This window comes from Pantoea vagans (assembly GCF_004792415.1).
GTDB lineage: Bacteria > Pseudomonadota > Gammaproteobacteria > Enterobacterales > Enterobacteriaceae > Pantoea > Pantoea vagans.
The window spans coordinates 3,975,230-3,995,630 of sequence record NZ_CP038853.1; the positions used below are offsets into that span (position 1 = coordinate 3,975,230).

Genomic DNA, 20,401 nt, shown 5'->3' on the forward strand with positions numbered 1-20,401 from the left:
CAAAATCAATGAATCAGGCAATTATTGCGGCAGTGAAGAGTTTTCGATCCACGTCTCGTTGAATCGGCTCACCGGCAACGCTTCCGCATAGAGATAGCCCTGACCGATAGCGATACCGCGCGCCAGCAGCCAGTCGCGCTGCTCCGCCGTTTCCACGCCTTCAGCAATCACCTCAAGATGGATAATCTCGGCGATGGCCGCCACGATGCGGACCATGGTGTCGTCATGCGGCAGTGCCGCCACAAAGCTGCGATCCATCTTCAGTTTGTTAACCGGCAACGCTTTGAGCTGATGGAGATAGTTCAGGTTGGAATAGCCCATGCCGAAATCATCCAGCGCCACCGCCACGCCGGTCTGCTGCAACAGTCGCAGCATCGATATCGCCTGTTCCGCATCGTCAAGCTGAGCCGTCTCTGTCACTTCCAGCACCAGGGTACCAGGTGCGATGCGGTGGCGCGCCAGCAAAGATTGCAGATGAGAAACTACGCCGGTATCCCGCAGTTGCACCGCGGAAATATTCACACTCAGCGGCAGCATAATGCCCTGTCGCTGCCAGCCAGCCAGAATGCGGCACGCCTCTTCAAACACCCAGCGGCCAATCGCGCTAATCACGCCAATCTCTTCGGCACTGGCAATAAACTCTTCGGTCAGACCGTAACTGCCATCTGGCTGGCGCATACGCAGCAGCGCTTCTGCGCCGGTTAACCTGCCGGTGCGCATATCCACCTGAGGTTGCAGGTAGAGGGCGAACTGCTCATCGTGCAGCCCCTGCAGAATGTCATGCTCCTGCGTCAGGCGTTTCTGCGCGCGCTCGGTCAGGGCAGCGTCAAAGAACAGAATCTGATTTTTGCCCTGATGACGGGCCGACATCATCGCCGAGGTTGCACGGTCAAGCAGCTCATTCGCGCTCAGCGGCCGATCGTCGCGCAGCGCCAGACCGATACTGACGTTAGGACGCAGCTGCAGCTGATGCAGGTTGACCGGCTGATTCAGGCGAATCATCAGGTTGCGCGCCAGGCGCAGCGCACGGAACGGATTGCTGGCGCGCTTCATTAACAGCACGAAGTCGCTGACACCGGTCTGTGCCAGCAGGGTATGGTCATCCAGCGTATGCCGGATCTTCTCCACCAGCGTCAGCATCAGCGTATCGCGCTGCTCATCGCTCAGTACGCCGTTAGCTTCCTGCAACGTTTCAATGCGGATCACCATCAGACCCAGAGGCTGTTCAGGGTTGCACATGAACTGCTCGACCAGCGCCAGAAACAGCGTACGGTTAGGCAGATCGGTGACGGCAAAATGGGTGGTCAGCCGACTCATCTCGTCATGAATAGACTCCAGCACCTGCTGATTGCGGTTGTAGCTGCGAATCAGCATGCCGATTTCGTCATCGCGGTGGCTCTGCGGCAGGGTCAGTTTATGCGTCAGAATCGACTGCGGTGGCAGCTCCTGCAGCTCCCGTGAGAGATTGCGCAGCGGATGCACCACCAGCCGGTTGATGCACCAGCTGATCGCCACGGAGAGGATCAGCGCCAGCAGCAGATAGGTGATGATCATGGTCGAGAGCGTGCTGAGGATAAACTGGTAGACGCGCGTCGAGTTAGCCTGCAACACCAGATAGGCCAGCGGCTTCGGCATCCCGGTATTTTCCACCGAATAGAGCGGCAGGGTAATCTGCACCGGCAGCTCAAACAGGCGGGCCACCAGAAGCGGCACCGGTTTTTCCGTCTCAAAGTCGGCGTGCAGGGCCTGGAACGCATTCGGCAGCACTACATCGGCGCGCGATAAAATACCGGCTGGCTTCAGTGAATGAAGAATGCGTTCGGCCTGAGAAATATCGGCACGCAGCACCGCTTCCGACAGCGGCTGGCGGACGGTGTGTGCGATATTCTCCATCTGCTGGGCGTAGTCAATCCTGCGCTGCTGCACAAAATGAAACAGTTGGATGACGATAAAGATACTGATGGTGATAACCGCAACCAGCGAAACTGTCGCCATCTGCTTTATCGTAAGTGACCGGCTTACGCGCAAAAAAATTCTCTCCCGACGATGAAAAAAGCCCAGATAGCAGACAGGACAATGCCCGCCAGTATATCCCATAAACTGACTTTTTTACCGTCTGAAAAGTCCTGCTTTTTCCCGTTCCGTGTTATTTAAAATCTGCGTAAGGGATCAGCGGCTGTGGCGGCATATCGAGATCGCCTTCCCAGCCGCCGGCAGCATAGCGCACATAGAGCAGACCATGACTCGGGGTGTAATCCTTCGCCTGCTGAATATCGACACCCGCACCAATAAACCAGCTTGACGTCAGCCGTCGCTCAATCACTGCCTGCAGCGTATAGCCCGTACCGCCGCCGGAACTGCTGGCAGAAGACGGATTACTGGCCAGGGTATAACCCGGATTAACCGGATAGCGCTGCTGCGCACTGGTTTTCGAATGGGACCAGGAGACGGAGCCGCCCAGGTCAAACGACCAGTTCTCTGTCCGCTGCCGCCAGGTCACCGGCACGGAAAAAGAGAGATACTGCTGCGGACTATAGTAACCGCCCTGGCCGAAGGTGTAATCGCTGAGATCCTTCTGATAGTGCCAGAGCATGCTGTTCAGCCCGACGGTCGCACGGCGGTTGTCGCTGTTGATGAGCTTGTAGTAGTAGCCGCCCATCAGCCGTTCGCGGCTGTTATCCGCAACATTCTTACCGGTGATCTGATGCGCACTGATGTCGCCCCAGACGCCATGCGCCCCGCCCTGATCGTAACTCAGCCCGATGCTGCCGCCCGTGGCCACCACGCCACCCCAGCTTTTGCCGCCATTGGCGGCGGGATCGCGCGTCCCGGCATAGGAGAGTAGCGAACTGGCTATCGGCCTGCGTGAGGCGGTAAGTGTGACGCCGAGCTGTTTCACATCGGTTTTCCAGCTCAGCCCGCCGGTCCAGTTCGTGACTTCAAAACCCAGCGGCGTGGTACCGAGATCGGCTGACCAGGTTGCGTTATGCCAGCCAGCGGCCAGCGCCGTACCCTCATCGCGCTGGCGGGTCTGACGACTGCAGCCGCCGGAATTCGCATCGTCACAGCTGCCAAACAGAGCGTTGATGTTGCCGTTTTGGGTGGTAAAGGTGCCTGCGGAGACATCCACCCGATCAAGACGGAAAAAGCCCCGGCCATCGGCAAACGGATGTTCCGCCTGCAGCATGGTGGTGTGCGCCGTAAAATCAGAGATGCCGCCGGTGCCGCTGTTGCGTGAATAGTCCTGCTGCACCGTCAGCGTGGTCTGCTGCTGACGGTAGAGATCGGCCGTGTCGCTGCGCAGGCTGCGCTTCAGCCAGTCATCCTGGGGATCGTTGCGGGTTGCGCGGCTGATATTGCCATTGCTATCGATACCGCTGGCCGTCATCGCCTGACGATAGTCTGCCAGCGCCTGTTCAGGCTGCTGCTGTGCGCCCTCCAGCCGTGCCGCATCACGAAACACCAGCGCCTTATCCTGCGAAGGCGGCAGCGCGGCGGCGCGCTGTTTCAGATCGGTAAACTGCGCAGCAGCCCGCGTGGTTTCACCCACCGCCTGCCACGCCAGCGCAACACGGCGATCCGCATTGACACTCGCCTGTACGGGCGGCAGTTGCGCCAGGGCCTGTCGGGCTTCGCTGTTGCGCTGCAGGGAAACCAGCGCTTCGATTCGTCCCAGCGCCGCATCGCCGTTATCCGGCAGGCGCGACAGCACCTGCTGATATTCCGCCAGCGCCTGCTGCGCTTCACCGCGCTCCAGCGCCCAGTCGGCCAGCATCAGGTCGCGCCGGGTAGAAACCGGCTGCTGCTCAAGCAGCGTCACCGCTGCCTGCTCCTGCCCGGTGGCGCGCAGCGCCTCAGCCTGGGCAAAGATCTGATCCTGCTTCAGGCGGTCAGCCAGTTCGCGCATATCGCTGCTCCACTGCGCGTCGGGCAGCCGATGCAGCGTGGCCATCGCCTCGCTGTTGTTATCGTTGCCTGAGAACCAGAGTGCGGTCGCATAAAGCGCGGTGGCGTCCTGAGGATGCTGCTGCGGCAGTGCGCGCATTACCGCATCCGCCTGCTGTCCGACTCCGCTGTTACGCAGTGCACCCGCCAGCCGGTAACTGAGCCAGACGTCATCCGGTGACAGCTCGCGCGCCTGACGATATTTCTCTGCGGCCTGCGACCAGCGTGCCTGCTGCGCCAGGGCATCCGCTTCCGCACGCAGGCTGTCGCTGCGCAGCGTCCGGATCGTGTCGGCCAGTGCGCGCTGCTGTGCAGCAGGTAAGGTATTGATGAATTCCATCTCGCGGGCGGGCGACACCGTCTGATACAGCCCCGCCAGCCGACGTACCGCGGTGATATTCGTGCCATCCAGCCGTCGCGCGCGCTGCCAGAACTGTTCAGCCGCCGCCGTCTCTTTGCGGGCCATCGCCACATCGCCCAGGCCAATCAGGGCATAACTGTCGCTGCTGTCATACGTTTGCGCCGCGAGATAGTGCTTTTCGGCAGCATCAATATCGTGCTGTGCCAGCGCTTTATCGCCCTGCTCAATCGCCAGCCAGTAGCGATTGCTCTGCAACAGCGACTGCCATTTGCCGATCAGCGTGCTCTGCTGACCCGCTTTGATGGCGCGTTCCAGCCAGAGAATGGCGGCATCACGATGGCCGGCGCGGGCCTGGGTCTGTCCCATCGCGCCCATTAATTCAGCATCTTCGGGATTCGCTTTCAGCGTCCGGTTAAGGGTCGTCATCGCGTTATTCACATCGCCTGCGTCGACCAGCGCCAGCGCCCGCATCCTTTCCCGATAAGCGGGATCGGCCAGCGTCGTCTGCTGCTTCGCGAGCGCCTCTGCGCCCTGCTGGTACGCATCGCCCTCAGTGAAGACGGCCAGATAGGCTTTAAGCTGCGCCACGCTGCTGTCGCTGATCGGCTGACTGGTGATCTGCTGCAGCCAGAGGTCGGCGGCAGCGGCACGCCCGCCGTTGCTGTTTGCCAGCTTTTTCAGCTGCGCTATCGCCTTTTCTGGCTGCTGCTGATTAAACGCCATGCGTGCAATTTGTAGCTCAACCCCGATATTGCCCGGATAGCGCTGTTCCAGTGCCTGAAGCTGCTGATAAGCCACCCCCTCCTGGCCGGGAAGGCGCGCCAGCAGCCGCCAGTACTCCAGGGCAGTATTGGGATCGGGGAAGACGCCGTTAAACAGCGCGTCATAAGCGCTTTTCGCCTCGGTCAGTCGCCCCGAGGTGGCAAGCAGACGCGCCTGCTGCAGTTGCTGCCGTCCATCGGATGAGGTCAGCGCCAGGCCGACAGCTGATTCGCGCGTCTCTGCCGAATCAGGTGCAACCTTTTTCAGTTGATCCAGCAGCAACTGCGCGCTGGCGATATCGCCCTGGTGCAGTGCCAGCCGCAGACGTGCCGCCAGCACCTGGGGATTATCGGGATCGATTTTCTCCAGCCGATAGAGCGACTGCTGTACCAGATCGTATTTGTTGGTCGACTCGCCGGTACGGACCTGGGTCAGCAGCCAGTCGACCGGCGAGACTTCCGATCCGTCAGCGGCGACGGCCATGCCCGGCAGCGCACTCAGTGCGCCGAGCAGCATGCCTGTCCGCAATAACTGAGCGTTATTCATCTTCATCCAGTAAACGACGACGGGTAATAATTCGCATCAGACGCCATGTCATCAGCGCGAACAGCACCACCACAAAGAGCGCACAGAGTGCCAGCCAGAAGGGATGGGAAGAGAGCAGCGACCAGAGACGCTCCCACCACGGCAGATGGCCGACAAAGTAAGTCTCTCCGACGCGCAGGCTGTTGACGCCCGACTCACGGATAATCGCCGTAGAGCCTGAGATCGCCTGGCGTTTGCCGCTGTCAGCCAGCGCCTCATCAAGCAGCTGCCAGCTGCGCGGACTGCCATCGGCGAGCAGCGCGACGACACTGCGCTGATCGTAAAACGGAGACTGGAAACCGATCACGGTCGCCAGCGGGCCGCGTGACCCAATGGCCGTGGTGCTTTCCGCTGCTCTTTCAGCCTCGCTCAGCGGCTGAACAGGCTGAGAAACCTTGCGCGCCGGGGTTTTCAGCCAGCTAGCGGTGGCATCGACCAGCGCTGTGATCCGACGGTCATCCTGAAGATCTTTGGGGATGTCGCCGATCATCAGCAGATCCGCATCCTGCTTTTTCGCCGTACTCCAGTCATCGGTAAGCTGCACGCGCAGCGCCGGATAGCCGGTCTGCGCGCCCATATTTCCCAACGCATTCAGTAGCGTACTGACCTGTTGTGCATCGGGATTGGGCTGGACCAACACCAGCGTCTGGGCCAGATCGGCGTAGCGACTGAACGGGAAGCCCGCATTCGCCCAGCTCTGCAATGAGGGCATTTCGATGTAGTGGCGATAGCCAGAGAAGTCGATGCTGGAACTGTCGTCCACCACCACATGATGTCCTACCGGCGTCACGGTTTCACAACGCCCGTCGGCGGTGCCACCCATAAAAGTGTTGGCATAGTCAAAATCAAAGCGCAGCTGGTTTACCACGCCCAGCCGCAGCGCCGGGATCAGCAGCTCATGATTCTTGTCCATCATTCCCTGAATCAGCGGAATATGCAGCAGTTGCTGCCCGGCGGTATTTTTCGGCACCAGCGGGTAGTCCTGAATAAACTGATTATTCAGGTTAACGGCCAGCCGTGAGCCATCCGGGTGGACAGGCGAGGTATAGCGATAGCTCAGATCCATATCGATACCGCGCGCCCGTACCAGGAAGAGATCGGGCGGCAGGTTCAGCGTCAGGCTGATCGGGTTGGGCTGCAGACCGTCAGACTGTAACTGGTTTTCATACTGCGTCAGCTCTGCAAAAGTGGTGCGGCGATCGGTCCGCACCCAGTTTGGCGCATCATAGGGCTGACGCGGTGCCAGCAGTGTGACACGGTCGACGGTGGCGCTGTCGCCGCGTAACAGCAGCTCACCCTGCGCAATCCCCTGCACCGCCGTCAGCAGATCGTCGTCGTTGCGTCCCAGGATTAGCAGCATTTTTTCATAAGGACTGTCAGGCTGGCTTACCATCGCCACGGTCGGCTTCATCACCGGCGGCAAATTTTTCAGGAAATCCGGGCGTGCATCGTTGGTGGCAAACACCACCGCATGCTGCTGTTGCGGCAGCTGATTGTAGAGCACCGGAAAATGCTGTCCGCGCCAGGCGGCTTTGCTGCCGAACCAGGAGGCCAGGATCGCGGCGGCACGCTGCTGGTTAACGTCTGGCCGGGCAGCAAACACCATCGGCAGGGTCAGCGGTCGCGTGTCACGCGTATCAAGAAAGGGCTCCGGGAAATGAGACAGGTCATTTTTCAGCGGCAGCTTTTGTAGCGTCAGAGCCAGACCGCTCTCTTTGCCGATATCGAGCCAGATGGTGCTGTTGGCCGGATTTTCACAGATGTTGGCGTAGTGACCGACCAGCTCAAAGCGAACGCGGTTAAAGTCGGTGATAAAACGGGGATCGATCGCCAGCTGCATCTGATTCTGTTTGCCAATTTGTTCCGGCGTCAGGGTAATCAGGCTCACCAGCTCATCATTGAGATAGACTTTCAGCTGCGACAGCGTGGGCAGCAGCGCAGGCGACGGCCGGTAGCTGAGATTAAGCAGCGCACGTGTCACTACCTCATCACTGCGCACCCCGAACTCGATCTGCCCGCTGGGGCGCGTTCCGCTCAGCGTCATGCTGCCCGGCGGCGGCGCCAGCTTAGCAAAGCTCAGCTGACTGCTACGCAGCGGCGCGGCAGGCTGCTGCGGCAACGATTGCACCGCCGTTTCTCCGGTAGCCATGACCGGTGCACTCTCCTGCGCCACGGCACTGCTCAGCGTTGCCGAGCCCAGCAGCAGCGCAGCGACCCACCTGTTTATTCCTGTTGTCGTCATATCATCAACTCAATGCAGATTTTTTGAAGCGGGCACGCGTCCGATGCCTTGCGGCAACAGCGAAGCCAGCCAGCTTACCCCAGCGGTAAGCAGGTTAAACAACCGACGTAACTGCGGCGGGCCATATTCCGCCAGGCGCAGATAACCTTTAAAGCCGAGGATCATGATGTCGGCCAGACTCTGCACTGGCTTATCCTCCGGAAAACCGTCCTGCCACAGTGCCCAGGTATCAGCACGGGCGAAGGTGCACTGGATAAAATCAATATGTTGCTGGGTGGTCAGCTGATGCAGACGGACACCCGCCCGACGGCCAAAGACACGCTGAACCTGGCACGGAAAGCTGAACTCCTGCTGTCCACGACGCAGCAGCAGCCAGACTTTTTCATCCTCCCGCAGCGCATCCGGTTCGCGCATCTCCAGCCCCACACCGCCGTCAGAGTAGTCACGCAGCGTACAGGGCAGCATATGACCATCTTCGCGTGCGATGGCGGCGGGCATGGCAATCTCTACCCGATGCGCCTCGCGGATCTGTCGAGCTTCAACCGACACCGCCACCGCGCCACCGAGAATAATCATGTTGTAAATCACCCAAATCAGGCTTACGCATACCGTCAGTATCTCGTTTGCCGGGCCATGCTGTATGCGCCAGAACGCCATCAGCACACCCGCCAGATTGAGCAGCACCAGCAGCATATAGGGCTTGGTGATCACCCAGTCCAGATGCTGCTCCTCAACCAGTCCGCCTTTGGCGGTAACGTTAAACTTGCCTTTGTGGGGATTGAACAACGCCACGGTGGTCGGGCGGGCGATATACCAGGCCAACACCGTCTCGTAGACTTCGCTCCAGAAAGAGTGACGCCAGCGCCCCTGGATACGCGAGTTGGTGAGGCTGGTATGCAGCATGTGAGGTAAAACATAAATCGCGATCGCCAGCGCAGGCGCGTAGATGATGTAGGCGTGGCAGAGTAAAAATGCTAGCGGTGCCAGCAGGAAGACCAGCCGTGGAATGCCGGACAGGAAGTGCAGCATGGCGTTGGCATAACAGAGCCGCTGCACCCACTTCAGCCCTTTACCAAACAGCGGGTTGTCCAGGCGGAAAATCTGCACCATGCCGCGTGCCCAGCGGATACGCTGCCCGATATGCGCTGACAGGCTTTCGGTTGCCAGTCCGGCCGCCTGAGGAATGCGGATGTAGGCCGAGGTGTAGCCACGCCGGTGCAGACGCAGCGAGGTATGGGCATCTTCAGTCACGGTTTCGACGGCAATACCGCCAATCTCTTCCAGCGCGGTGCGACGCAGAATGGCGCAGGAGCCGCAGAAGAAGGTGGCGTCCCAGGTATCATTACCGTCCTGCACCAGCCCGTAAAACAGCGACCCCTCATTAGGCGTACGGCGAAACCGCCCGAGATTGCGCTCAAACGGATCGGGCGAAAAGAAGTGATGCGGCGTCTGCAGCATCGCCAGCCGCGGATCCTTGATAAACCAGCCCATGGCCATCTGTAAAAATGAGCGTGTCGGCACATGGTCGCAGTCAAAAATCGAGACGAAGTCGCTGCGGCAGTACTTTTTCAGCGCGTGGTTGATGTTGCCCGCCTTGGCATGTTCGTTAGAGGGACGCACGACATAGTTGATGCCCACGCTGGCAGCAAAGTCGCGAAATTCCGGCCGGTTGCCGTCGTCGAGCAGATAGATAGTCAGGCGGTCTTTCGGCCAGTCGATGCCCAGCGCAGCATAGAGCGTCGGTCTGACAACGCTGAGCGGTTCGTTATAGGTCGGCACCAGCAGGTCCACCGATGGCCACTGCGAACGATCCGCCGGCATAGAAACCGGCTGGCGATTAAGCGGCCAGAGCGTCTGGAAATAGCCCAGCACCAGCACCACCCAGGCATAGGTCTCTGCTGCAATCAGTAGCAGACCAAAGATCAGGCTCAGCGGATCGTCCCAGTTCAGCGTCGAGGTATAGCGCCACCAGAGGTAGCGGCACGACACGGTCAGCGACAGCACGATGAGCATCATCGTGGGAAAACGCCCCGGTATGCGCCGTACCAGCATCGCCAGCCCCCAGAGCAGTACGACAAAAATAAACTGGGTCATCAGACCAAAGGGCTGACTGATACAGAGCAGTGCCAGCAGTGAGGCAAAGAGGGCAACGACGACGAAAAGGCTGCGCCGCATCAGCGGTGACAGGCGCTTCAGCCGCTGTTCAAGACGCGTATCAATGCTGTGGGTTTGCGAGCGGGCGACAAGATTATCCAGCCAGCGATAACCGTGGTGCCGCCAGCCAGTCAGCACGCTCAGGCGGTTAACGCCGTCGCGCCCGCCCGCACCCGGTAGCCGGATCACAATCAGCCAGAGTGTCTGAATCAGATAACGCAAAATATCCAGCGGACGCGGACGCTCCGGAGAAATGTGCGGGTAAAGGCGGCGGCGCTGCTGAATAACACGCTGCCAGGCCGGGCTTTCGAAACGGAGCAGCATCAGCCCCAGAACAGACCAGAACAGGTGAAGTGCACTGGCGAAGCGGGAAGCGCCATTGCCTCGCGCGGTGGTATAGCCGCTGTGCAGTGATTGCCAGGCGGGAGCAGTCAACAGCCAGCGCAACGGGTTCACGACCTCACCCCATTCAGATTGAGCAGCAGCCAGTTTGCCAGCGTGACGATCTCTTCGCTGACTAACGCATGTGGCCGATATTCACCAACCGGCTGCTTCATCATCAGCGCTTCAGCCAGCGCCTCATCGCGGTGGATCAGCAATGGTATCAGCTCTGTCAGCGAAGCCATCCAGAGCTGATGGAGGTCCTGCTGCAGACGGCTGTTGGCATTGAACTGATTGATGATAAAGCGGGTACGTGCCGGAAAATGGCGCTGGCTCAGACGTAGATGACAATTCGCATCTGGCTGAGTGACGCACAGTATACCGTCCAGTGCCGGAAAGAGCGTTTCGTGCCACGGCAGGGGATCGGCGGGCAGATCGAAAATAATCCACTGATAGCGCGCCTGCAGGTCCGGCAATGCCTGGAGCAGCGGCGCGGCTACCGCCTCATTCTGGTGGGCAATAGTCAACGCATGCTGATGAGAGAGCACACCATGTGGAAGCAAATCAGGTCCATTGGGATAGCGAAGCGCGGCATGCTGCCACTCCCCGTCATCGCACAGCGCCTGCATCCAGCCACTCTCCTGCTGAGCGGGCAGATTAAAATGCACGCCGAGCTGACTGATCGGCGAGCCATCGATCAGCAAGACCCGCTCGCCGAGGGTGGCGAGCGCCCAGCCGAGTCCGGCACAAAGAGAGGTTGTGCCAATGCCGCCCCGCACGCCCTGAAGCGCTATCAGCGGCATCAGTCAGATTGCTCAGGCTGGCTGGGGAGCGTTTCCGCTAACAGCGGCCAGCGCGACACGATCTCTTTCAGGCGCTCTTCACGTGCAATGTCGACATAGCGAAAAGAGTGCAAAGAAAAGGCGTCACGCAAAGCGCTAATATCATCCTGACGATCGCCGGCAGTGGCGACAGGGGTATAAAGATTTTGGTTTTTCATTACTTTTCGCCAAAAATAAAACAATGTCAGACTCAGAATGACCGTCTGCGCGCAAAAAAGGGCATTGAAAAAAAATTTCCTGAAACGCGGCATTTGCAGAACATTGTGAGTCAGCCTGTCATTAGCAATGTTCAAATTTCTCAGGTTACATCCAGGCCTGTCTATAATAAGCTAGCCTGGACTGGAAAAATAACGAATTCAATATGAAAAATTCTTTTTCGCTAGGGCTGTTGCATGTTCAGCCTGAATTAACGGCATTGCAAACCCCTGGCTGTTATTGGGTCACTTGTGCACGGCAGGATGACGCCCGCACTTTTATTCGACAGGTGATTTCACATCAGCAGGCCGTCACGCTAATCAGCGCTGATCAGCCGCCGCGTGATTTACTGACGCCCGACCCGGTCGGCGGTCCTGACCGTATCCCGCTGTTTTCTCTTCCCAAAAGCAAACGAAGTCTGTTGCAGCTGGAAAGTGATTTTCTGCGCACGTTCGGCAGTAAAAATGGCCTGGTGATATTTAACAGCAGCGCAGCGCAATGGGATAAGCTCGATGACGCCGAATTAACGCGGTGGATAAAGGGTATGCGCCACACGCTGCATAAAAGAAAACTCACGCTGTTAATCGTGACGTCCGGTTCCACTATAATAAACCTGAGTAATAATCTTCAGCGTTATTTTCGTCAGCTGGATGGCGTGGCGCATTTGGGTTTTCAGCAGGATAGCTGGCAGTATCGAATTAACTGGTGGTATGCCGCAGAACGCCTGCTGGCCGATCGTGCAATACGCCTGGGCTGTGAAGAAGATCGTTTCTTTACGTTAAATGAAAATCAGGAACCGCTGAGCCTTAATGACGAGCAGCATTATCTTGCGGACAAAATCGTGCTTGAGGGTGCACCGCCACTTTCACGCCAGTGGCAACTCTTTGATGATAATGAGCAGGTCTGGTTACGGGCTCAACAGGCCAATGCCGCAACGGTTATTTTCAGCCTGACCCGAAGCGACCTGATCAACGAACTGGCGAAGTTTGTACACAGCCTGCGACGCGGACGCGGCAACGGCCTGAAAATTGTGGTGCGCGAGATGGGTGCCAGCCTGCGTTACAGCGACGAGCGTCTGCTGCTGGCCTGCGGGGTAAACGTTATTGTGCCGACCAACGCGCCCATGTCGCGGTTTCTGACCACGCTGGAAGGCGTTCAGGGACAGGTGTTTAACCGTCGCGTTCCCGCCAGTCTTGAGGCGTTAACCGCATCGTTGCAGCCTCTGCATGAAAAAGGCTACCTGCGGCTTGACGCCTTCTGCCAGTCGGTCAGCCAGTTGATCAGTAATACTTTGCTGCCGGAAAATGATAAGGGCCTGCTGGTGGCGTTGCGGCCGGTGCCACAGCTTAAACCGCAGCAGATCCTGACACTTTGTAAGCCGCGCCGCTTTGGCGATCTGGTCACGGTACTGGAAGATCGCGTCATTCTGTTTCTCTCCTCCTGCCGCTATAACGATCTTGATAAAGCATTGAAATATATATTTTCACTGCCTCACGACGAGCTGTTTGCAAACCGAATGGTCTGGTTCGAGGATAATCAGATTTTTGCGGAAGTCAGCAATATTAAGAAACTGACGCCCATGGCGATTCAGGATCTGACGCCGGTATCAGAGACAACACGTGCCGCCGTTGAGCGCCATCACGAAACGCAGGAACGCTCAGCCCCCCTGCCCATCACTTTACTGCCGGAGAATGAATCCCGATGAACCTGATGGATTGGGTACAGATTGCGCTGCTGATCGTTGTTATCTTGCTGATTTTAAAGCCGGTCTGGCATCAGTGGCTGCCGCGTCGCTGGAACGGCCTGCTGAATCGGCTGTTGCCTGCTCGCGCGCTGAAGTCTGAAGGTCACTGGCAGCGTCAATCTCCAAAAACGGATGCAAAAATTAATGAAAAATGATCAACCCGCTGCGGCCCACTCTTCCCGGTTGTGGTCCTGCTGGCGCGGACTGGGCGGCTGGAACTTCTACTTTTTAGTCAAATTCGCCCTGCTGTGGTACGGCTACCTCAACTTTCATGCCCTGAGCAATCTGGTGTTTCTCGCCTGGCTGCTTTTCCCGCTGCCGTCGGTTCGCCTGCATCGCCTGCGCCACTGGGTCTCGATCCCGGTTGGCTTCGCGCTGTTCTGGCATGATACCTGGCTGCCGGGACTCAGCAGCATTCTCAGCCAGGGCGATCAGCTGGCGGGCTTCTCGGGTGCGTACCTGCTTGATCTGGCTGACCGTTTTATCAACTGGCAAATGGTGGGTGCCCTGTTTGTTCTGCTGGTGCTCTATCTGTTTATTTCGCAGTGGGTTCGCATCACCGTGCTGGTTTCATTGATGCTGATCTGGCTCAACGTGCTGACCATTGCGGGTCCGGCGATGTCGCTGCTGCCGACCCGCGCGACGACCCCGCAGGTGGTGCTGAATCAGACACCGGCTGCTGCCAGCCAGGCGGCGGCCGTGCCGGATGGGCTCGATCAGTCAGCCGCGCCCACCAGCGCCAGCCTGACCGCCTGGCTCAGCCGTTTTTATGAGAGTGAGCGCAAGCGCGTCACCCATTTCCCTGACAGCCTGCCGGCCGATTCGCAGCCGTTCGACATCCTGGTGATCAACATCTGTTCACTCGCCTGGTCCGACATGGATGCCTCCCAGCTGCGTAATCATCCGCTGTGGCAGCACTTTGACATCATGCTGACCAACTATAACTCCGCCACCAGCTACAGCGGACCGGCGGGGATCCGTCTGCTGCGTGCCAGCTGCGGTCAGACTTCGCACAGCGAACTCTACAAACCCACCGATTCACGCTGTTATCTGTTCGATAATCTGGCGAAGCTGGGCTTTAAAGAGCAGCTGATGATGGATCACACCGGCGTGTTCGGTAACTATCTCAAGGAACTGCGCGAGGGTGGCGATATTCAGGCACCGCTGATGTCGCAGGCGGGTATTGCCCCGGAGCTGACCTCATTCGACGGCTCGCCGGTGCTTAACGATGCCCAGCTGTTGCAGCGCTGGCTTGACGATCGCAGCAAGAGCAGCGATGCACGCAGCGCCACCTTCTACAACCTGATCCCGCTGCACGACGGTACCCGTGAGCTGGGCAGCACCCAGACTGCCCCGTGGAAGCCGCGCGCTCAGCTGCTGTTTGATCAAATCGACGCCTTCCTCACCCAGCTGGAGAAGTCGGGCCGCCGGGTGATGGTGCTGGTGGTGCCGGAGCATGGCGCCGCACTTGAGGGCGATAAGATGCAGATGTCAGGCCTGCGGGATATTCCCAGCCCTGCCATTACGCATGTGCCTGTGGGGATTAAGTTTGTCGGCATGAAGGCCCCGCATCAGGGACAATCCCTCAATATTGATGCACCGACCAGCCTGCTGGCGATTTCAGAAATTATGTCGCGGGTGGTGGACGGACAGGTATTTAATGCGCCGAATGTGAATATGTCGGTATTGACCGACAAACTGCCGCAGACACCGGTGGTGTCGGAAAACGACGGGGCGGTGGTGATGATGTATCAGGGCAAGCCCTGGATCAGGCTCAACGGCGGCGACTGGGTGCCCTATCCGCAGTAACGCATTATTGCCGGATAGCAGAAGTATGAGTCAGGCGCGGCTCAGCGCCTGACATACCGGGTTATCAGCCACAGAACGGCGGCCAGCGCCGCCGTTCTGCGATTGATCAGCGCTTCTCCTGAAACGCCTGCCAGGTCAGCAACTGCAGGCTGGCAGAGAAGTAGTTCTGATCGGCAGCCAGCTTATCGCTCAGATAGCCGGTCTCATTCAGCGTCAGGTCTCGCACCGCCAGCAGACCGCCCTCAAGGTGGTAAGGAGCTGGTGCATTCGCCAGCACATCGAACCAGGCGGGGGTCAGCATGCGGCTGTAACCCTGCCAGACGCGCTGAAACGGCACCAGCGCCAGACTGTGCGGGTCATACCACCAGATGTTCAGCGGCACGCGAATCGCGTCGTAGCTGAAGCGGTTTGAGTAACCCACCGCTGGCGCAACCGACCCATCCGCATTCAGCGCGACCCAGTCCAGTGGCAGGCCAGTTTTACCAAAGCTCAGCTTACCCAGCAGATCAAAACCATCGTTAATCAGCTTATCCCAGACCTGCAGATGACTGCGCTCGCCAAACTCCCGCCACGCCTGAAACAGGAAGTACGAAGGATTCAGCACCACATAGCTGGTTTTATTGAAGCCCTGCGCGCCCGGCAGCAGGACGGTATGGCCGCCGAAGCTCGTGACATCCAGCTTGATGATCGCGCGCTGAATGCGGTCTGACTCCTGCTGGTAACTCTCCACCTGCCATTTCTGTGCGGCGCGCTGTAGCGCCCATGCCAGCAGCACATCGCCATCCGAGGCGTTATTTTTGTCGGCAACCGGGTTGTCACTGCCCGGCACATAGCGCCAGTAGAAGAGATCGGTCTGCGGATTACGCAGCTGAGTGCGCGTCCACTGCCACAGCCGATCAAAGGTGGCGCGATCGTTGTTGGCCACCGCCAGCAACATGCCATACCCCTGACCTTCGGTGTGACTGACATTGTTATTGGCGGTATCCGTGATCCGCCCTTCGGCGGTCAGAAAACGACTTTTAAAGGTATCCCAGCCGCTGGCATTGGCCTGCGCGCTGCAGGCCAGCAGTAAAACAGAGCAGATCCAGCCCATCCAGAATGGCTTACGTTTCATTTCTGATCCTATTGATATCGATAGTGCAGCGTACTGCCATCGTTGAGTTCAAGCGTCACCGGCACCATTCTGCTGCCGCCCTGGCCCTGCAACCAGCCTGAAAAAAGCCCGGCGATGACCGCACCAAACGCCGCCTGCCAGTCAGCCGGAGAATGGCGATTGTCGCCTGCCGGTAAGGCGTGATACGCAATCAGCAGCGCCTTCTCTTCCGGCTGAAGCTGCACAAAGCCCCAGTTAAACCGCGCCAGTTGCAGGTTGGCCTCACGCTCCAGATCCTGCACGGTGCGCGACTCTGGCAAAGGATAGCGGGTCGCCAGCGATTCACCCATCCTGTAGAGAAAAGCTTCCGCCTCCTGCTGACCGGCGTTGGCGATCATCCCGTCAATCAGCACGCTGACCAGGTCAAACCAGCCCGGCTGATAAGGATGTGATACCCCCGAATGCTCACTCATTACTTCTCTCCGAACAGGTAACGGACATAGAGCCGGGCGCTGCTTTCGTTGTAGTCACCAAAGGTGTCATAACCCAGCTGGCCGCCAATCGTCACATCTTTATTGAGTTTGTAGTCCGCCCCGGCGTGCAGGTTATAGCCGATGCCGTTTTTACTGCCGCCAGAGTAGTACGCGTCTTTCACGCTGCCGCTGGCAGCAAGGGATGCCAGCTCTGACTGCAGGCTGGCATCCGCCGGGAAGTACGCGCTCTTATCCTGACTGTAGGTCTGATAACCGGCGGCACCGCCAATATTCACTTTGAGATCGTCAAACTTGCGTGAGAACTCTATCGGGAACGAGACCGACGCGTAGTTCTGCGGGCTGAAGTAGCCGCCCTGCCCGTAGCTGAAGTAGCTGAGGTTTTTTGAGAAGTCCATCCACGCCAGACTCATGCCCACTTTCAGCTCGCGGTCGTCACTGTGGAACGGACGAACATACGCCCCGGCGGTCGCCTGCAGGTTATTGTTGCTGGCAACATTTTCACCAAGGTAGCTGTAAGCGCCGCCGCCAGCGTAGAAGCCCGCATCGCCATTATCGTAGCTTAACAGGGCGTTCGCGCCGTTCTTCGTGACGCGTCCCCAGCGTTTGCCGCTGGCTTTATCTTCTGCGCCGACGTAAGAGAGCAGGCTGTCGGTAATCGCGCGACGCTCACCGGTCAGGATCAGCGTCAGGAAGTCGGTGAGTTTCGGTGACCACTGCACCCCCCCGACCAGCGTACTGAGATCCTGGCCCAGCGGCGTACTGCCGATATCCACTTTGTAGCTATCGCCCTTCAGCGCCAGATTCAGCTCGACGCCAGAAGCGGTCTGCGAATCGGTGGTCGCGTTGGGCAGATCATTCACCGTCGCGCCGCCTGCGGCCACAACGCGGCCCTGGCTCAGCGCATTGGTGCCGAAACGACGCCAGGCATCGGCGGCGCCACTGCCTGCCGTGAGTGAGACCGGCGTGGCGGTAAAGTCGAGGCGCGCCGTTTCAAACGGCACGGTGGAGAAGGTCAGCGGCGCTTTGGCTTCCGTCAGTTTGCTCAGGCCCGACTCGCCGTCGCGCCCGCGCACCTGCACCATGCCCTGACTCCAGGTAGCCGTTTTCTCCTGCAGCGAATCCATCATGGTATTGACGTCATGCAGAACCTGTGACTGCTGAGAAACCGTTGTGCTGCCCGCAGCCGGTTCGCCCTGTGATGTCACGCCAGCAGTCTGGCCCACCGGTGCCGCCTGCCACGGCAGCACGGTGCCGTAGCTGGACGGTGAGCGTCCCACCGGCGAGGTGGTGCGGTTGATAAACGGATTGTCCGCCAGTGCCAGGCCGCCCACGGTCGGCACGCTGCCAGGCTGCGCGCCCTGCAGGCCAGTCAGCTGCGCGCGCGCGGAACGCAGATACGCCATCGCCTGTGAATGGTTGCCATTGGCTTCGGCGACACGTGCCAGCAACAGCAGGCGATCCGGCGTCTGCGTGGTGGTGTTAAGGCCGCGGCTCAGCTCGTTAGCACGCGGCACATTGTTCTGCGCCAGCGCGACGTTGATGGCCCCGACGCGCGCATCCTGGGTCGGCGTATCCTGGGTCATCAGGTAGTCATAGACTACGCCCGCATCCCGGTTCATCTTGCCGTCCTGATAGAGGCGGGCCATCGCGAACATCAGGTCGCGGTTCTGCGGATCCTGCTGCAGCGCGCCAATCAGCTTGTCATAAGCCACCGCGTACTGCCGCTGCTGCCGCAGGCGATCCACTTCGTTAATCAGATAGCCGTTACGAATACCCGCGAGCTGCGTCGGGGTGCTGCGCGCCTGCAGCTCCGGGTTGCTGAGGAAGCGCTGCGCCTCACCGCCGAGGCCCGCCTGATTCAGCACCGCCATCTGCGCGGCATAATCGCCCGCGTTGCCCTGCACGCCACGCTGCAGGTTCGTCCGCACCACCGACACCGCGCTGGTGAGATCGCCCGCCTTTGCCAGCTTCTGCGCCAGGTTTCCGGCATCCACCGGATTAGCGGGCGGCATGACCGTGAGCGCTTTCAGGGTATTGGCGGCGGCGGCCGTCGCGCCCTGCGCCAGGTACTGATCGGCGGTGCTCATCTGCAGATTGAAATTCACCCGCTGCGCCAGTTCACGCATCGCCGCCGTCTGCGCATTGGCAGGAATGCGCGCCAGCAACGCGCTGGCCTGCTGCCAGCCACCGCTTTCGCTGGCGTTCAGCGCACCGGCATAGAGTTCGCTGGTGCTGGCCCCGTTGCGCATCACCGGCTGCATCACGTTGGCCGCCAGCAGCGTATCGCCCTGCTGACGATAGAGCCGGGCTAAATCGAGCCGCAGCCAGCCATCAGAGGGATAGCGCTGAATGCCCTGCTGCAGCGTCGCGATGGCAGCGGCGTTGTTACCGGCCGCCAGCTGACGCTTTGCCTGCTGACGCAGCGCATCCGCTTCATTGGCCCGTGGCGTCACGCTCTGACGCACGCTATCCGGCAGTGCCCCCAGCAGCGTACTGGCTTCGGCACTGCGATTCTGCTGACGCAGAACGTAGAACAGCCCTTCTTTGGCGCTGCGGTTATCCGCATCACTTTGCAGAATGGTGCGGTAGATCTGCTCCGCCTGCTCAGGCTGATTGGTGCGGCGCAGCACGTCGGCGCGGAACAGTCTGGCGGCCAGCCCTTTTTCACCGTCAGCCTGGACCAGCGGTTCGCTTAAGGTCAGCGCCTGCGCGCTGTCGCCGTTTTTCAGCGCCTGCTGCGCGCTGGCCAGCTGCGCATAAAAGCGGGCATCGTCGGCCTGCTGCTGGCGCGAGGAACCCTGATCGCCGCCCTGCTGAGCAGAGCGCTGCAGATAATCAGCCGCTTCCTGATAACGTCCGGCTCGCTGGGCCACATAGCCCATGCCCGCTAACGCATCGGCATCCTGGGGATTGGCTCCCAGTACTTTTTCAAAGCTGGTCTGCGCTCCGCCGACGTCACCGCTGTTCAGCGCGCTGAATCCGGCTCCTTTTTCTGCGCCACCGACATTTTTACGGTAGTAGTCGATGACGGCAGAGTCCTGCGGATGACGCTGCTGCCAGGTCTGATAGAGTGCCGCATCTGACGGCTGCGGACCGAGCCACAGCAGCGCCTGGCGCAGTGAACGATCGGCATCCTGATTACCACTCGCCAGCGAACTCAATACTTCAATGCCTTCGCGACGGGTCGGTTCCTGATAAGTCAGCGCTTTACCCAGCGCCAGCCGTGCGCCGGTGTCCTGCGGATGCTGAGCCGCAAACTGCCGCAGCGCCTCAACCGCCTGCGGCAGCAGCGTACGGTCACCCGCCATCGTAAGATAATATTCTGCCGCGACGCTCGGTGGTGGCTCATTACCGCTGAAGGTATTGCGCCAGGTCTGTAACGCCGCCGGAATGTTGCCGCTGCGCGCCTGCTGACGCGCCAGCGAAAGCTGCGCCTGCGGAATGGTCTGCATCTGGCGCGCATTATCCAGCTCGCTCAGGTGCGGATCGCTTGGGGAGACCTGGCTGAGACGGGCACGATACTGCGCTGCGGCAGCCGTGTCGCCGCCCTGTTGTGAATAGAGGGCCAGCAGATAAAGCGCCTGGGTATTGCCGGGTTCAACCATCAGCACCTTTTGCAGCGAGGCTTTCGCCAGGTCGTCATGCGCTTTCTGATGCCAGTAGGAGGCCTGATCGAACAGGGCCTGCAACGCCGGATTGGCGCTTTCCGCCGCCAGCAGCGGCGGTGACAGGGCCAGGGCGCTGCCCAGCAGCAACGCATGGCGGATACCGGCACTTAACAGATTTTTTTTCAT

Annotated in this window: 12 protein-coding genes; 3 read left to right on the plus strand and 9 right to left on the minus strand. The window is 59.5% G+C overall.

Annotated elements, in window-relative coordinates; translation table 11 throughout:
* Window positions 1-21: 21 nt before the first annotated feature.
* From hmsP to bcsR, 6 genes are all read right to left on the minus strand, one after another.
* Window positions 22-2,028 carry a biofilm formation regulator HmsP gene (gene hmsP, locus EGO56_RS18585; protein ID WP_135910473.1) on the minus strand — a complete coding sequence of 669 codons (2,007 nt, stop codon included), beginning with the start codon at window positions 2,026-2,028 and terminating at the stop codon, window positions 22-24.
* Between the two features lie 118 nt (window positions 2,029-2,146).
* Window positions 2,147-5,614: a cellulose synthase complex outer membrane protein BcsC gene (gene bcsC, locus EGO56_RS18590; RefSeq protein WP_135910474.1), complete on the minus strand. Its 3,468-nt coding sequence runs from the start codon at window positions 5,612-5,614 to the stop codon at window positions 2,147-2,149.
* The gene (gene bcsB, locus EGO56_RS18595; RefSeq protein WP_135910475.1) at window positions 5,607-7,895 is read right to left on the minus strand and encodes a cellulose biosynthesis cyclic di-GMP-binding regulatory protein BcsB; all 2,289 of its coding nucleotides are present in this window, start codon (window positions 7,893-7,895) and stop codon (window positions 5,607-5,609) included. The genes bcsC and bcsB overlap by 8 nt, the downstream gene beginning before the upstream one ends.
* Window positions 7,896-7,904: 9 nt before the next feature.
* Complete coding sequence (gene bcsA, locus EGO56_RS18600) at window positions 7,905-10,505, minus strand: UDP-forming cellulose synthase catalytic subunit (protein WP_135910476.1); 2,601 nt, start codon at window positions 10,503-10,505, stop codon at window positions 7,905-7,907.
* The gene (gene bcsQ, locus EGO56_RS18605) at window positions 10,502-11,233 is read right to left on the minus strand and encodes a cellulose biosynthesis protein BcsQ (protein ID WP_135910477.1); all 732 of its coding nucleotides are present in this window, start codon (window positions 11,231-11,233) and stop codon (window positions 10,502-10,504) included. The genes bcsA and bcsQ overlap by 4 nt, the downstream gene beginning before the upstream one ends.
* Window positions 11,233-11,430, minus strand: coding sequence for a cellulose biosynthesis protein BcsR (gene bcsR / locus EGO56_RS18610; RefSeq protein WP_033734787.1), 198 nt, complete (start codon window positions 11,428-11,430; stop codon window positions 11,233-11,235). Before bcsR ends, bcsQ begins: the two co-directional genes overlap by 1 nt.
* A gap of 203 nt (window positions 11,431-11,633) precedes the next feature.
* Between bcsR and bcsE the strand changes: the two genes are divergently transcribed.
* The 3 genes from bcsE to bcsG are packed head-to-tail and all read left to right on the plus strand — an operon-like array spanning window position 11,634 to window position 15,020.
* Window positions 11,634-13,172 (plus strand): cellulose biosynthesis protein BcsE, encoded by a 1,539-nt coding sequence (bcsE, locus tag EGO56_RS18615; protein ID WP_135910478.1) that lies wholly within the window; start codon window positions 11,634-11,636, stop codon window positions 13,170-13,172.
* Window positions 13,169-13,366 carry a cellulose biosynthesis protein BcsF gene (gene bcsF, locus EGO56_RS18620; protein WP_013359650.1) on the plus strand — a complete coding sequence of 66 codons (198 nt, stop codon included), beginning with the start codon at window positions 13,169-13,171 and terminating at the stop codon, window positions 13,364-13,366. Before bcsE ends, bcsF begins: the two co-directional genes overlap by 4 nt.
* Window positions 13,356-15,020 carry a cellulose biosynthesis protein BcsG gene (gene bcsG, locus EGO56_RS18625; RefSeq protein ID WP_135910479.1) on the plus strand — a complete coding sequence of 555 codons (1,665 nt, stop codon included), beginning with the start codon at window positions 13,356-13,358 and terminating at the stop codon, window positions 15,018-15,020. Before bcsF ends, bcsG begins: the two co-directional genes overlap by 11 nt.
* A 106-nt stretch (window positions 15,021-15,126) precedes the next feature.
* Here the strand turns inward: bcsG and EGO56_RS18630 are convergent, their stop codons facing one another.
* The 3 genes from EGO56_RS18630 to EGO56_RS18640 are packed head-to-tail and all read right to left on the minus strand — an operon-like array spanning window position 15,127 to window position 20,401.
* On the minus strand, window positions 15,127-16,134 hold the full coding sequence (locus EGO56_RS18630; RefSeq protein WP_135910480.1) for a family 8 glycosyl hydrolase: 1,008 nt from the start codon (window positions 16,132-16,134) through the stop codon (window positions 15,127-15,129).
* A gap of 8 nt (window positions 16,135-16,142) precedes the next feature.
* Window positions 16,143-16,586, minus strand: coding sequence for a cellulose biosynthesis protein BcsD (gene bcsD, locus EGO56_RS18635; RefSeq protein WP_013359647.1), 444 nt, complete (start codon window positions 16,584-16,586; stop codon window positions 16,143-16,145).
* A complete protein-coding gene (locus EGO56_RS18640) occupies window positions 16,586-20,401 on the minus strand; it encodes a cellulose biosynthesis protein BcsC (RefSeq protein ID WP_135910481.1) in 3,816 nt (1,271 codons plus the stop codon). The genes bcsD and EGO56_RS18640 overlap by 1 nt, the downstream gene beginning before the upstream one ends.